Annotated in this window: 12 protein-coding genes; 4 read left to right on the forward strand and 8 right to left on the reverse strand. The window is 70.1% G+C overall.

Annotation, left to right across the window (positions count from 1 at the left end):
- Window positions 1-44: 44 nt before the first annotated feature.
- Both RYN42_RS01245 and RYN42_RS01250 read left to right on the forward strand, forming a co-directional pair.
- Entirely contained in the window at window positions 45-1,391 is a 1,347-nt protein-coding gene (locus RYN42_RS01245) for a PLP-dependent aminotransferase family protein (protein ID WP_315093040.1), read from the forward strand.
- Window positions 1,392-1,430: 39 nt separating this feature from the next.
- Window positions 1,431-2,381 (forward strand): D-alanine--D-alanine ligase, encoded by a 951-nt coding sequence (locus tag RYN42_RS01250; RefSeq protein WP_315093042.1) that lies wholly within the window; start codon window positions 1,431-1,433, stop codon window positions 2,379-2,381.
- Between the two features lie 37 nt (window positions 2,382-2,418).
- On the opposite strand, the gene RYN42_RS01255 is transcribed toward RYN42_RS01250, so the two are convergent.
- Together RYN42_RS01255 and RYN42_RS01260 are read right to left on the reverse strand one after the other, a co-directional pair.
- Entirely contained in the window at window positions 2,419-3,564 is a 1,146-nt protein-coding gene (locus tag RYN42_RS01255; RefSeq protein ID WP_315093044.1) for a ParB/RepB/Spo0J family partition protein, read from the reverse strand.
- Window positions 3,561-4,616 carry a ParA family protein gene (locus RYN42_RS01260; RefSeq protein ID WP_315093045.1) on the reverse strand — a complete coding sequence of 352 codons (1,056 nt, stop codon included), beginning with the start codon at window positions 4,614-4,616 and terminating at the stop codon, window positions 3,561-3,563. The genes RYN42_RS01255 and RYN42_RS01260 overlap by 4 nt, the downstream gene beginning before the upstream one ends.
- A 244-nt stretch (window positions 4,617-4,860) precedes the next feature.
- On the opposite strand from RYN42_RS01260, the gene RYN42_RS01265 reads away from it, so the two are divergent.
- The gene (locus RYN42_RS01265; RefSeq protein ID WP_315093046.1) at window positions 4,861-5,250 is read left to right on the forward strand and encodes a hypothetical protein; all 390 of its coding nucleotides are present in this window, start codon (window positions 4,861-4,863) and stop codon (window positions 5,248-5,250) included.
- A gap of 453 nt (window positions 5,251-5,703) precedes the next feature.
- Here RYN42_RS01265 and rsmG read toward each other — a convergent pair whose 3' ends face one another.
- The 6 genes from rsmG to rpmH form a co-directional block, all read right to left on the reverse strand.
- Window positions 5,704-6,438 (reverse strand): 16S rRNA (guanine(527)-N(7))-methyltransferase RsmG, encoded by a 735-nt coding sequence (rsmG, locus tag RYN42_RS01270; RefSeq protein ID WP_315093047.1) that lies wholly within the window; start codon window positions 6,436-6,438, stop codon window positions 5,704-5,706.
- 2,950 nt (window positions 6,439-9,388) lie between these two features.
- Window positions 9,389-9,904 carry a R3H domain-containing nucleic acid-binding protein gene (locus RYN42_RS01275; RefSeq protein WP_315093048.1) on the reverse strand — a complete coding sequence of 172 codons (516 nt, stop codon included), beginning with the start codon at window positions 9,902-9,904 and terminating at the stop codon, window positions 9,389-9,391.
- A 36-nt stretch (window positions 9,905-9,940) separates the two neighbouring features.
- A complete protein-coding gene (gene yidC / locus RYN42_RS01280) occupies window positions 9,941-11,206 on the reverse strand; it encodes a membrane protein insertase YidC (protein WP_315093049.1) in 1,266 nt (421 codons plus the stop codon).
- Window positions 11,207-11,227: 21 nt separating this feature from the next.
- Window positions 11,228-11,524, reverse strand: a complete 297-nt coding sequence (gene yidD, locus RYN42_RS01285; protein ID WP_315093050.1) for a membrane protein insertion efficiency factor YidD — start codon at window positions 11,522-11,524, stop codon at window positions 11,228-11,230.
- A gap of 7 nt (window positions 11,525-11,531) precedes the next feature.
- A complete protein-coding gene (gene rnpA, locus RYN42_RS01290; RefSeq protein ID WP_315093051.1) occupies window positions 11,532-11,897 on the reverse strand; it encodes a ribonuclease P protein component in 366 nt (121 codons plus the stop codon).
- Between the two features lie 11 nt (window positions 11,898-11,908).
- Entirely contained in the window at window positions 11,909-12,046 is a 138-nt protein-coding gene (gene rpmH, locus RYN42_RS01295; protein ID WP_043601468.1) for a 50S ribosomal protein L34, read from the reverse strand.
- 445 nt (window positions 12,047-12,491) lie between these two features.
- Between rpmH and dnaA the strand changes: the two genes are divergently transcribed.
- Window positions 12,492-14,039, forward strand: a complete 1,548-nt coding sequence (gene dnaA, locus RYN42_RS01300) for a chromosomal replication initiator protein DnaA (RefSeq protein WP_315093056.1) — start codon at window positions 12,492-12,494, stop codon at window positions 14,037-14,039.
- Window positions 14,040-14,454: the final 415 nt, after the last annotated feature.

Genomic DNA, 14,454 nt, shown 5'->3' on the forward strand with positions numbered 1-14,454 from the left:
CACCTTGCGCTGTTCCGGGGTCCGGTCGTGACAAACTCACGTGCATGACTGCGCACCCCGTTCCCGACGGCGAGACGTCGGGCCCCCCCACGTCCTCGGCCGCCGGCACCGGCACGCGCCTCGACCCCTGGCTCGGCGCCTACGCCGAGCGCACGCACGGCATGCGGTCCAGCGAGATCCGCGCCCTGTTCGCCGTGGCCAACCGGCCCGAGGTGGTCTCCCTGGCCGGGGGCATGCCGTTCCTCGAGGGTCTGCCGCTGGACGTCCTCGGCGACCTCGCCCAGCGCGTCGTCGCCACGCGCGGCCTGCAGGCGCTGCAGTACGGCTCCGGGCAGGGCGACGAGACCCTGCGTGAGCAGATCCTCGACGTGATGGCCCTCGAGGGCATCGACGCGCACCCCGACGACGTCGTCGTCACCACCGGGTCGCAGCAGGCGCTCGACCTGGTGACTCGCATCTTCATCGACCCGGGCGACGTCGTCGTCGCGGAGGCCCCCTCCTACGTCGGCGCGCTCGGCGTGTTCCGCGCCTACCAGGCCGACGTGGTGCACGTCCCCATCGACGCCGACGGCCTCATCCCCGCCGCGCTCGAGTCCACTCTCGCCGCGCTCGCCCGCGAGAGTCGGCGCGTCAAGTTCCTCTACACGGTCCCGAACTTCCACAACCCTGCGGGGGTGTCCCTCTCCGTCGAGCGGCGACCGCAGATCCTCGAGATCGCCCGGCGGTACGGCGTCCTGGTGCTCGAGGACAACCCCTACGGCCTGCTCGGCTTCTCTTCCGAGCCCGTCGCCGCCCTGCGCTCCCTCGACGACGAGGGCGTGCTCTACCTCGGCTCGTTCTCCAAGACGTTCGCGCCCGGCTACCGCGTCGGCTGGGTGGTCGCCCCGCACGCCGTCCGGGAGAAGCTGGTCCTGGCCAGCGAGTCCGCCATCCTGTGCCCGTCGAACGCGTCGCAGATCGCGATCTCCACCTACCTGGCCACCTGCGACTGGAAGGGCCAGATCAAGTCCTACCGGGAGCAGTACCGGGAGCGGCGCGACGCCATGGTCGCCGCGCTGGCCGAGCACCTGCCCGAGGCGTCGTGGAACGTTCCTGACGGCGGCTTCTACACGTGGGTCCGCCTGCCCGAGGGTCTCGACGCCAAGGACATGCTCCCGCGTGCCGTCACCGCTCGGGTCGCCTACGTGCCGGGCACCGCGTTCTACTTCGACGGCTCCGGCGCCGACCACATGCGCCTCTCGTTCTGCTACCCGACGCCCGAGCGCATCCGAGAGGGCGTGCGCCGGCTCGCCGGGGTGGTCGCGGGCGAGCGGGAGCTGGTGGAGCTCTTCGGCACCACCGGGTCGGCCGGTCACGGCGACGTGCAGCAGCCGGGGCCCGATGTCGCCTGACACGCTCCTGCCCCACCTCGCCATCGGAGTCCTCCTACCGTGACCGTCACCCCGTCCCCCCGCGTCGTCGTCCTGGCCGGGGGGTTGTCCCACGAGCGTGACGTGTCGCTGCGGTCCGGCCGCCGGGTGGCCGACGCCCTGCGCTCCGTCGGGGTCGAGGTCTCGGTCCACGACGTCGACGCCGACCTGGTCCCGGCGCTCGTGCAGCTGCAGCCCGACCTCGTGTGGCCGCTCCTGCACGGCACCAGCGGTGAGGACGGGTCGGTGCGGGACGTCGTCCAGATGCTCGGGCTGCGCCTGCTGGGCACGGGGCCGCGCGAGAGCCGAATCGCCTGGAGCAAGCCCATCGCCAAGACCGTCGCCGCCCGCGCCGGGCTGGCCACCCCCGAGTTCGTCACCCTGCCGCAGTCGCTGTTCCGCGAGCTCGGCGCGCGGCAGGTCCTCGACGCCATCGTCCACCGGCTCGGTCTGCCGGTGGTGGTGAAGCCGTCCCGCGGCGGGTCCGCGCTCGGCGTCACGCTCGTGACCAGCCCCGATGCACTGCCGCAGGCCATGGTCGACTGCTTCGCCTACGGTGACACCGCCCTGGTGGAGCGGGCCGTGGCGGGGACCGAGGTGGCCGTGAGCGTGGTCGACACCGGTGACGGGCCGGTCGCGCTCCCCGCCGTCGAGATCGTGACCGAGGGACCGTACGACTTCGACGCCCGCTACAACCCCGGCCGGACCGAGTACTTCGCCCCGGCCCGGCTCTCCGCACGCGCGGCCGGCGACGTCGCCGCGGCCGCGCTGCTCGCGCACCAGGCCCTCGGGCTCACCGGGCTCTCCCGCACCGACCTGATCGTCGACGACGAGGGAACCGTGTGGTTCCTCGAGGTCAACGTGGCGCCGGGCATGACCGAGACGTCGCTCCTGCCGCAGGCGGCCGAGGCCGCCGGGCTCTCGCTCGGGGCGCTCTACCGATCACTCGTGGACGCCGCACTCACTCGCTGACATTTTTGTACAACTTATCCGTTCTCTCCTGTACGCCTCAGCCCTTGAGCAGGCCCGGGTCCTCCGGCGCGAGGCTGGCGAGGATCCGGTTGAGGTCCTGCACCGACGCGAACTCCACCGTCAGGCGGCCGCGCGACTTGCCCAGGCTCACCTTGACGCGGGTGTCGAACCGGTCGGAGAGCCGGGCAGCGAGGTGGTCGAGCGCCTCGTTCTTCACACCCGCTCGCGGGGCCGCCCTGCGCGCCGCGGGAGCCGCGTCCCCACCCAGCGACACGATCTCCTCGACCGCGCGCACGGAGAGGCCCTCCGCCACGATCCGCTGGGCGAGCCGCTCGATGGCCGCGCCGTCGTTGAGGCCGAGCAGCGCGCGGGCATGGCCGGCAGACAGGACCCCGGCCGCCACCCGACGCTGCACCAGCGGCGGCAGCTTGAGCAGGCGCAGGGTGTTCGAGATCTGCGGCCGTGAACGCTGGATGCGTGTCGCCAGCTGCTCGTGCGTGCACCCGAAGTCGTCGAGCAGCTGCTGGTAGGCGGCAGCCTCCTCGAGGGGGTTCAGCTCGGACCGGTGCAGGTTCTCCAGGAGCGCGTCCCGCAGCAGGTCGGAGTCACCGGTCTCGCGGATGATCGCCGGGATCGTCGCCAGACCCGCGGCCTGCGTGGCACGCCACCGCCGCTCGCCCATGATCAGCTCGTAGCCGTCACCGGCGTCGCGCACGACGATCGGCTGGAGGACGCCGACCTCCCGGATCGAGCCGACCAGCTCCTCGAGGGCGTCCTCGTCGAACACGGTGCGCGGCTGCTTCGGGTTGGGACGGATCTCCCCCACCGGCAGCTCGGCGAACCGCGCGCCCGGGACGGGAACCAGGCCGTCGTCCGGCGCGGCAGGCTGTGCGCTCGGGGGTGCCGTCTCGACGACGGGCTCCGTGACCTCCGGTGCCGAGTCCGTGGCGTCCACCGGCGGTTCCTCAGTCAGCGTGGCGGTCGCCACGCCGTTCTGGGCAGCCGCTGCGGCCGCCTCACCGTTCGCTGCAGCGGCTGCTGCCGCCGCCTCACCGTTCTCCCGCTCCCGGTCAGGGAAGAACACGTCCACCGGTCGCTCGGCACCCGTGGGCCGCTGGCCGTCCAGGCCGGTGGGGATGAGGGCCCCGAGACCCCGGCCGAGCCCGCGTCGCTTCTCGCTCACTGTTCCTCCTGAAGGACGGGCGAAGCCGTCCCGTTCTCATGGTCTGCGTGGTGGGAGTCGCCGTTCGACGACGTCCCGTCGGTGTAGCTGTCGGTCAGGTCGGTGGCTCCCCGCTCCGCCACCTCGCGCGCTGCCTCGAGGTAGGCGAGCGCACCGGACGATCCCGCGTCGTACGTCATCACGGTCTGGCCGTAGCTCGGCGCCTCTGAGATGCGCACCGAGCGCGGCACCGTCGTGCGCAACGTCCGCTCCGGGAAGTGCGTACGCACCTCCGTCGCCACCTGCTGCGCGAGGTTGGTCCGCGCGTCGTACATGGTGAGCAGGATCGTCGAGACGTGCAGCCGCGGGTTGAGGTGCGCCTGGATCAGCTGGATGGTCTTGAGCAGCTGACTGAGTCCCTCCAGCGCGTAGTACTCGCACTGGATGGGGATGAGCACCTCGCGGGCCACCACGAACGCGTTGACCGTCAGCAGGCCCAGGCTCGGCGGGCAGTCGACGAAGACGTAGTCGATCCGCTCCTGCCCGCTGGCCACCCGTCCGTCCAGGTACGCGTCGAGGGCGTTCCGCAGGCGGGTCTCCCGGGCCACCATCGACACGAGCTCGATCTCGGCGCCGGACAGGTCGATCGTCGCCGGCAGGCACCAGAGGTTCGGCACGTCCGGGCTCTCCTGGACCGCGTCCGCCATCGGTGCGCCGTCGACCAGGACCTCGTAGATCGACGGGGTGCCCGCCCGGTGCTCGACCCCGAGCGCCGTCGAGGCGTTCCCCTGCGGGTCGTTGTCGAGGACCAGCACGTTGAGACCCGCCTGGGCCAGTGCGGCTGCCAGGTTGACCGTCGTCGTGGTCTTCCCGACGCCACCCTTCTGGTTGGCCACCGTGATGACGCGCGTCTGCGGAGGACGCGGGAACCGACGTCCCCGCAGCTCGATCCGGCGCCGCGCGTCCTGCTTCAGCTCGGCCATCAGCGGGGTGTCGTCCGAGACTGCCGGCAGGCTGTCGACCAGGGCGGCACGGCGACTGTCCTCGGGGTCGAGGTCGTGTCGCGGCGCCATGGGCGTGATGGTGTCATGGTCGACCGCCACCTCGGCTGAACTTCCGTCGCCGTGCTGGTGCGCGTCCTGCGCACTGTCAGCGAGCGCCGACAGGGTGGCCGCCGCCTCCGTAAGCCTGTCGCCCTGACCAGCGGGAACGTCCTGGTCATCCCATGAACCCGCGGAGCCTTCGGTCCGTGCCTCACTCGGCGATGTTTCACGTGGAACGGCGTCGCCCGCCGCTTCCGATGCCGCCGGAGCTGCCATGGTCGGCACGTACGGCTCACCCGCGCTGACCGGGACGGGCTTGGTGCTCCGGCGGGTGCGGGCCGGGCTCGCGCCGCCGTCGGAGGTCGGGTCCGGAGCGGACTCTGGGGACGCCCCGCTTGCGGCTTCCTGCGTCGGTGACTCCGGGGCGGCCGGCGTGGCTTGCTGGGAGGACGACTGCGGCGCCCTCTCGTGCACGGCCTCGCTCTGTTGCGATGCGGCGCCCGGCGCGGTCGACTGCGCGGCGTTCTGCGGGGTCGACTGGGTCGGCCGGGTCGGCTGCGCGGCGTTCTGCGAGGTCGCCTGGGTCGGCCGGGTCGGCTCGGCAGTGCTCTGCTGGGTCAGCTGCGTGGCCGGCGCGACAACCGGCGCGGGCTTCGGCGGCTGACCTCCCGGCTGCTCGGTGGGTGTGGTCGGCGCGGCCGGCCAGGCAGCAGCAGGCGGCGGACCAGCGGTCGACTGCGTCGGCCGGTCGTTCGGCGTGAAGGGATGCGCGACCGGCGCGTGGCCCAGAGGCGGCTGAGCGGCGGGAAGTTCGACCGGCACGGACGTCTGCTCAACCTGCGCGGACGCCTGCTGGGTCGGTGCGGTCGGCTCCTGGGTCGGAACGGCGGGCTGCTGGGTCGGTGTGGTCGGCTGTTGGGTCCGTACGGACGGCTGCTCGACCGGCGCGGTCGGTGTGGCCAGCTGTGGGCTCAGGGTATGGAGCGTCGCTGGTGACACCTCGGGCTGCGCCCCAGCAGCCTGCTCTGGAGCCCACGCCGGAGAGATGGCGCCACTCGTGCCGGCGACTTCCTCGACGACCTGGTTACTCTCGGTCTCTTCGTTCCGACGCTTCTTCCTACCGAACACCAGGCACTGCCTCCCGTACGACGCGGACCACCCTCGTCATCTCGACTCCCTCGATCGTGGCAGCGTCGACGACCGACGCCGTTCCCGCCCCGAGCTTGCGGCCCACGTGCTTGGCCGCGTCGATCTCCTGCTCCGCCCTGCCGCCCTTCAGCGCGACTAGCGCACCACCGGGCACCAGCAGCGGCATCGTCATGCGGTAGAGCTTGTCGAGCGACGCCACCGCTCGCACTGTGACGGCGTCTCCCCGCAGGGAGCCGTGCTCGTCCTGAGCACGTCCCCGCCGCACCACGACGTTCTCGAGTTTCAGCACCTCGGCCACCTCGCTGAGCCAGTCCGTCCGTCGCTCCATCGGTTCGAGCAGGACCACCTCGGCGCCCGGAATCATCGCCGCCACGACGATCCCTGGCAGACCCGCCCCGCTACCCACGTCGATGATCCGACCAGAGGTCGGCAGGAACGGGACCACCGCGGCCGAGTTGAGCAGATGCCGTTCCCACAGCCGCGAGAGCTCACGCGGCCCGATCAGACCCCGGAGCTCGCCCTGCGCGACGAGCAGGTCATGGAAACCCAGCACGGCAGGCCACGCCAAGCCGAAGAAGGGCTCGAGGCGCGAGTCGCCATCCAGCGGGTCCACTCGGTCGGCGACTCCCGACTGAGCTTCCGTCACTGTCGGGCCCCCTGGTTTCACGTGAAACGACTCTCTGAAGCGTCTCTGGTCATGCACCTGAGCCGTCGCGCGTCCGACAGACCTGCCTCGGCGCGGCCCTACGGTACCGTGCGCTGCTGGCCTCGTTCCCCTCATCCCCAGGCGTGTGCCGGATTGCCCCGCCGCTCGCTCAGGTACGTTCGTCGACGCCTGCACCAGATCGGGTGCCATGGGCTCCGGCAGGACTCGCCTGCAGCGGGCAGGTCGACGGGACGGCGCTGCGTCAGTCGCCGAACGTCGGTGCGGGAACACGTGGTTTCACGTGGAACATGCGCATGCGCCAACTGCAGGGCCGACGGATGCGGTGGTCTGTGCCGACATCAGTTCCTCATACAGGCAGTCGGCTCCGGGTCGTCGATGTCGCTCCACCACGGCGGTCGATGCCAAGGCGGAGGAGGAACTTGAGGTGGGCACCTGCGGACTCTTCGAGCCGGGAAGTCAGATCCGAGACCCCGGGGCTGGCGCGCCGGGCGTAGCGCTGCACGAGTCGCTGCATCTCCCGGTCTCGCTGAGCACGTGCCTCCGTCGGGACACGGCGGCGCAGTCGCCATCGCAGCTCTGCGAAGCCTCGGAGGAGCCGGCAGTCGCACGGTCTGAGCGACCCCGACTCGCCGCCCGCACGCATGGCAGCGGCACCACGAACTCTCGGCATCACGTCGCACGCCCGCATGTTCAGGGTCCTGGCTCCGGGCTGCGCGTTCCGGGCGCCGTGTCCCCGGGCCGCGGGTCCCCAGGTTCCAGGTTCCTGGAATCCGGTCTCCGGGCACCAAGGCCCCACCGCAGACTCCGGGCACCAAGGTCCCGCCCCAGACTCCGGGCACCAAGGTCCCGCCCCAGTCTCCGGGCACCAGGGTCCCGGCGCAGTCTCCGCACCAGGGTCCCGGCGCAGTCTCCGGGCACCAGGGACCCGTCGCAGTCTCCGGGCACCAGGGACCCGTCGCAGTCTCCGGCACCAGGGACCCGTCGCAGTCTCCGGGCACCAGGGACCCGTCGCAGTCTCCGAGCACCAGCGTCTCGTCGCAGTCTCCGAGTACCAGGGCCCCGCGCAGTCTCCGGGAACCGGAGTTCCGCTGCAGTGCGGGGGTAGCAGGACCCGGGCAGCTCGGACTCGGAAGCAGTCGGCGGGCTCAGAGCTCGAGCACGTGACAGCTTCCGCATCACTGCCCAGCCCCAACTGCCGATCAGCGGGTCCCCACGCGCCTCGACCGTCGCGTCCAGTTCCCTTCTCCCCTTGCGGCGTGCTCGGTTCACCACCGGAACTCCCGAAGGTCCTTGCGTGCTCACCCGCGCCTCTCTCGGAGGGCCGCAATCCCGCCCTTCCAATCCGCGAGGGGTGCACCTCCTGTCGTCAGTCGCTCCCGCCCGGGACTGGTCGGCAATCGAGGTTCGGGGCGTGGGCGAGGAGGTGAGTCTCGCCCCGGTTAGGTGCTCATCGAGCCGAGGCCCTGATCAGCGATGGCGGGTCGTTTCACGTGAAACGTTCGGCCTGCCGAAGGCCCGTCGTCCACGCGGCGCCGGATCTTCCGGGCTCCAGGTATAGCCGCGCCACACTCCGCGGTAGCCAGCGGCTTGAGGGAGTCGGATCCCGCGGGAGTGGTGCCTCCAATGAGAAGGTGGCCCTCAGATGAGCTCTGCCTTGTCAGGGCCTGAGCCGGACCTGGCTGCGGCTCAGCGTCGTTGCCAGTGCAACGTCCCGCGTGGGTGCCGTGGGGTCGTCGGCTGCCGGACGACGGTCGGCCCGCTCCTCGAGTCGTCGCAGGCGTCGGCCATCGGTTCGCGCCGTAGCACACACCGCGCCGGCGACGCGTGCTCGCGAATGTCGATCGGGTAGTACACGCGCAGTCCGCTGCGACCACCCGAGGCGCCTCGGAACAGAAACTCTGGTCGGGGACCTTGACTCCGAACGTCTAAGTGCCTCCCGATGGCCGCAGACTTCCCGCTGCCCGCTCGCGGGTGCGGTTCCGCGCCCAATGGCAGCGATCGTCTGTTCGCTGGCCCGGTGTGTGGTTCCGAGCCCAACGGCAGCGATCGTCTCATCGCTGGCCCGGTCGGCCCCGCCGAGGGGCATGACGTTGCATGACTCACCTCCGTTTCACGTGAAACACAACGCTGCCCGACGCTCCTGAACCGGGCTCAGCCAGCGCTCTCTGCCTGATCGCCCTACGCTGCCGCCTCCGATGGGTCGTTCCGCGAGAGTCCCAGGCCTAGCCATCTCGAGGCGGATCCAACCGGTTCGTCCTTCGCGTCGTACAGGTGACGCCGTGCGACACCTTTCAAGTCGGCTGCTCGGCTGACGCGGGGCCCGCCAGCTCGCGGCCACCCGCGAGCGCAGCCGTCGCATGGCCCTGGAGTCGAGGAGAACCGTCCAAACCCGACATCGACCGGCCGCAGCGGAGCGCTTCGTCGGGTGCCTCTCAGGTCGGGACCCGTCACCATCGCGCACGCATGACGCATCACGCCTTGAGCCCACCCAGCCGGTGTAGCGACCCTTTGCCCCGTACGTGCCTGACCACCTGCCATCGCGAACCTCTGTTTCACGTGAAACAGCGGTTGCGCGCACGTTCAGACGTCCCGTTTGCTACGCGGAGCACGGCGGCATGGTCGTCGTTGAGAGGAGGTCGCCAGTCCGCCGAGGGAAATGACGCGCCGCTCCTCTCGCCACCCCCATCGGGCGCCGGGCGAGGCTGGCGCAAACAACTTCGGCGGGTGGCGAAGACACGCCCCCACAGCGATCGCTCGCGTCACCATCGGGACATTCAGGCCATCAGTCAGCAGCCCCGGCGACGGGCAGTTCCACGTGAAACCCGGGAAGCACGTGTTGAGCGAGTGGCCATGCGCGGAACGGACTGGACGCCTTGTTTCACGTGAAACGGTGATCATGAAGAGCGTGCCACCCACAACGTGAAGGAGGGGCGAGCCGCAAGGCCCGCCCCACCATCACACGCCCCGCGAGCGGAGCGGCCTCACCTCACGCCGGCCGGATCACCACGTGCCGGTTCGGCTCCACACCATCAGAGTCGCTCGACATCCCCGCAGCAGCCACGGCATCGTGCACGACCTTGCGCTCGAACGGGTTCATCGCATCGAGCGCGACGGCCTCGCCGGACTCCTTAGCACGTGCGATCGCCTCCGCAGCGACGGCCACCAGCTCGGCTCGGCGACCCGCCCGGTACCCGGCGACGTCGAGCATGAGGCGGCTCCGCTCCCCGGTCTTCGCCTGCACGGCGAGCCGCGTCAGCTCCTGGAGTGCGTCGAGAACCTCGCCGTCGTGACCGGCAAGGCGGGAGAGGGAGCGGTCCGCCGGGTCCTCCGAGACGATCTCCACCGCGGCACGACCGTGGTCGATGTCGATGTCGATGTCACCGTCGAGGTCGGCGATGTCCAGCAGCTCCTCGAGGTAGTCAGCGGCGATCTCCCCCTCCTCCTCCAGGCGCTTGGTGCTGGGGGTCTCGGTGGGTGCGGCGTCAGGCTGGGTCGAAGTCATGGAGTTCTCTTCTCCGATCATCGTCGCGCGGATGCGCTAGTTCTGTGGCTTGGTGGGTGCGTCGGAGCTCGGCGTACCCGGTCCGTCGGTGCTGTCGGCGGACGGCGTCGGGGGCTTGCCGGCAGCACGGGGCTTCGCGGCCGGGCCAGACTTCGCGGTGCCCGGCTTACCGCCGGCCGTCGGCTTCGACGGGGCGGTCCCCTTCCGAGCAGGCGTGCCCGGCTTCGCGGCAGGCGTGCCCGACTTCGCCGCAGGCGTGCCCGACTTCGCGGAAGCAGTGGTCGGCTTCGCAGCAGGGGTGGACGGCTTCCCCGCCACCGGCGGCGCGTCGGCGGTGTCATCCCCGGGCACGCGCGGCTTCACGCGGTCCTTGCGCTTCGGCTGCTCGCGCTGCCCGCGGGGCTTCTCCTCGATGAGCAGCGTCGGGGGAGCCTCCTCGATGGTGGCGCCGCGCGCCTTCGCCTTGCGGGCCTTGCGCTCCTTCATCGCCAGCTCGGCCTGCGACCCGGGCGCCGGCATCCGCCGGATCGTGTAGAACTGCTGGCCCATCGACCACAGGTTGGTGGTGGTCCAGTAGATGAGGACACCGATGGGGAAGTTCACGCCGGAGAACGCGAAGATCAGCGGCAGCACGTAGAGCAGCACCTTCTGCTGCTGGGCCATCGGGCCCTGCAGTGCGGCCGGCGGCATGTTCTTCATGGTCAGCTGGCGCTGCGTGAGGAAGGTGGTGGCCGACATCGCGACGATGAGCAGGATGGTGACGATGCGGATGTTCCAGTTGTCACCGGCCTGCATGAACGTGCCGGACAGGGGAGCGCCGAAGATCGTGGCGTTCTCGGCCTGGTCGGCCAGCTCGGGCGTCATCGGCCCGATCTGCGGGTAGGCACCGGTGGCGATGCGCGGCAGCTCGATGAGCACGCGGAAGAGCGCGAAGAAGATGGGGGACTGCAGCAGGATCGGCAGGCACGAGGCGAACGGGTTGGTCCCGTGCTCGCGGTAGAGCGCCATCGTCTCGCGGCTCATCGCCTCACGGGAGGCGGGGTCCGACTTGCCCTTGTACTTCTTCTGGATCGCCTGCATCTCTGGCGCCAGCAGCTGCATGCCGCGGGACGCCTTGATCTGCCGGAAGAACAGCGGGATCAGCAGGATCCGGATCACGATGACGAGGCCGACGATGGACAGGCCCCACGCAGCACCGCTCTCGGGGTCGAGCCCGATGGCGGTGAGCAGCGAGTGGAACTGGACCATGATCCAGGCCACGACGACCATGATCGGTTTGAGCAGACCGTCGAACCAGCTCATCGGGGAGAACTCCTCGGGGGATCAGTGTGTGGGCGAGGCCACGTCGAGATGGTGGTGGACGGGTCGTGCTGGTGGAACGTCGTCCACACCACCCAGGTTCCAGGGGTTGCAGCGCAGCACACGCCAGACGGCGAGCGCCGTGCCGCGGACAGCGCCATGGCGCTGCACGGCGATCACCGCGTACTGCGAGCACGACGGGTAGAACTTGCAGGTGGGCGGTGTCATCGGGGAGATGAACCGCTGGTACCCCTTGAGCACGAGCAGGAGCAGCCGCGCAGGTGCGCGCAGGATCACGCGCGCCACCGAACGACTAGTCATGGGATGACTAAGCCTCGATCCGGCGGCGAGCGCGGCGGGCTGCCGTCTCGAGCGCGGCGTCGAGGTCGGCACCCAGAAGTCCGTACGGCCGCGACGCCGCGGCCGGAAGTGCACGGATCACGATGCCCGCGTCGGCCGGCACCAAGGACATCCGGGCCCGGACCAGCTCCCGCAGCCGTCGCTTGACGAGGTTGCGGGTCACTGCGGTGCCCACGGCCTTGGACACGACAAGACCGATCACCGGCCCGGTGGGCGAGTGATCGGTCCTGGTCGTCAGATGCACCACGAGGGTGTCCCGTCCGCCGCGCGCGCCTCGGCGCACCGCCTGCTCGAAGTCGGCAGCACGGCGCATCCGGTGCGCGGCGGGCAGCACCGACGCTGGTGTCAGGCCGAGAGCTCCGCGCGGCCCTTGCGGCGACGAGCCGCGAGGATCGCGCGGCCTGCGCGGGTGCGCATGCGCAGGCGGAAGCCGTGGGTCTTGGCCCGGCGCCGGTTGTTCGGCTGGAAGGTGCGCTTGGTCACGAGAGTCTCCAACTACATCGGGTGGGCCTCGCATGTGCCGCGCGACCAGGTTCAGGCTGCCGGTCCGAGGCTCCGGGACACGCACATCGCATGCGTGCGGCGTCAGGGCGCGCCAGGGAGGAGCCATCGAGAAGGCTGCAATACCGTACTTCCCGCCGTACTGGCCGGTCAAATGCGCGCGACGCGCCGAACCAATCCTCACCCGCTGGGGCACTGCCCGTTCCCGACGCCTGCCACTACGATCGGTCATCGTCGCCAGGGGGTCGCAGCCTGTGGACCACGCTGCGGTGGGCAGATGCCGACCGCGGCGACCACGACGGGGGAAGCCGCGTGGAACGCGAGGACGTCGGCGTATCCATCCGCTCACAGGTGTGGACAAGTATGTGGACAACTCCGCCCGTGCGAGACTCGACCACCCACGCGATCGAGACAACCGAGGTAGCACGTGTCACAGGACGAAGAGCTCTCCCGGGTCTGGGGGCATGTGGTGTCGACCCTCGAGTCGAGCCCGGACATCACGCCGCGACAGATCGCGTTCGTCCGGCTGGCCCGTCCGCTGGGGCTCCTCGACGGCACTCTCCTGCTCGCTGTGGGCAACGACCTGACCAAGGACTACCTGGAGTCCCGCGTGCGCGGCGAGGTCACCGCCGCGCTGAGCACCGCCCTCGACCGTGAGGCTCGTTTCGCCATCACGGTCGACCCCGAGCTGGCCGAGGACGCCCCGCCGGCCCTGCGTGTGGTCGGGTCGAGCCCCGAGCAGCGCCACGAGCCGTACAGCCCGTCCCGGGACGAGCGCGCCGCGGACGAGGCCGACGCCCGTCGCGACGCACGGCCGGACCTGTCGCTGGTCACGGACGACGACGACGAGCCGAGCTCTCGCGACGACGTCCGGGAACGCCGCTACGGCGGGCGCAACGACGACCGACCGCCGGCGCCGAACCGCCGCATGCCGGCCGAGCCGGCCCGCCTGAACCCCAAGTACCTCTTCGAGACCTTCGTCATCGGCAGCTCGAACCGGTTCGCGCACGCCGCGGCCGTGGCGGTCGCCGAAGCCCCGGCCAAGGCGTACAACCCGTTGTTCATCTACGGCGACTCCGGTCTGGGCAAGACGCACCTGCTGCACGCGATCGGTCACTACGCGCAGAACCTGTATCCCAGCGTGCGCGTGCGGTACGTGAACTCCGAGGAGTTCACCAACGACTTCATCAACTCGATCAGCGAGGGCAAGGCCGGCGCGTTCCAGCGGCGGTACCGCGAGGTCGACGTGCTCCTCATCGACGACATCCAGTTCCTGCAGGGCAAGGAACAGACGATGGAGGAGTTCTTCCACACGTTCAACACCCTGCACAACGCCAACAAGCAGGTCGTGATCACCTCCGACCTGCCGCCCAAGCAGCTCAACGGCTTCGAGGACCGGATGCGGTCGCGGTTCGAGTGGGGCCTGATCACCGACGTGCAGCCGCCGGACCTCGAGACGCGCATCGCGATCCTGCGCAAGAAGGCCGGCAGCGAGCGCCTGCAGGCACCGCCGGACGTCCTCGAGTACATCGCGAGCAAGATCTCCACCAACATCCGCGAGCTCGAGGGTGCGCTGATCCGCGTCACGGCGTTCGCCAACCTCAATCGCCAGCAGGTGGACCTGTCGCTCGCGGAGATCGTCCTCAAGGACCTCATCACCGACGACCAGACGACGGAGATCACGGCCACGCAGGTGATCGGGCAGACCGCCGCGTACTTCGGCCTGAGCATCGACGACCTGTGCGGCTCCAGCCGCTCCCGGGTGCTCGTCACGGCCCGCCAGATCGCGATGTACCTGTGCCGCGAGCTCACCGACCTGTCGCTGCCGAAGATCGGTCAGGCCTTCGGCGGGCGCGACCACACCACGGTCATGCACGCCAACCGCAAGATCCGCGAGCTCATGGCCGAGCGCCGGTCGATCTACAACCAGGTGACGGAGCTCACCAACCGGATCAAGCAGCAGAACCGGGGCTGAAAAGCCCGTTCTGCCGGGCCTTCTCCCCGTAGTTATCCACAGCTGTCCACAGGGACCTGTTGATGCTTGTGACGTGGTTCACCCGTCTGGCCCATCGAGTCCCCAGCAGGCGCCCGCAACCGAGCTGACCTGCGACAACCCTGCAAAGCGGACAAACTTCGGGCAATGTGCGCGTTCCCACAGGCCCATCGCGATGAGACGACTCTCATGGTCGAAACGTTCCAAGGCCCTTGACGCGAACCTTCACCCCCAGGATGAGACATGCATGGGACGAATCTCCACACCTGTGCACTCACCTGTGGACGACGGTGGACGACCCCGCGTGTCGGTGTGGACGAGACACCCTCTCTCGGTGGACGGAGAACCACCCACCCGCCGCCGTCCACCGCCGTCCACGAGGTGTCCGGATCGACCC

It is taken from the genome of uncultured Cellulomonas sp. (assembly GCF_963527515.1).
Lineage (GTDB): Bacteria > Actinomycetota > Actinomycetes > Actinomycetales > Cellulomonadaceae > Cellulomonas.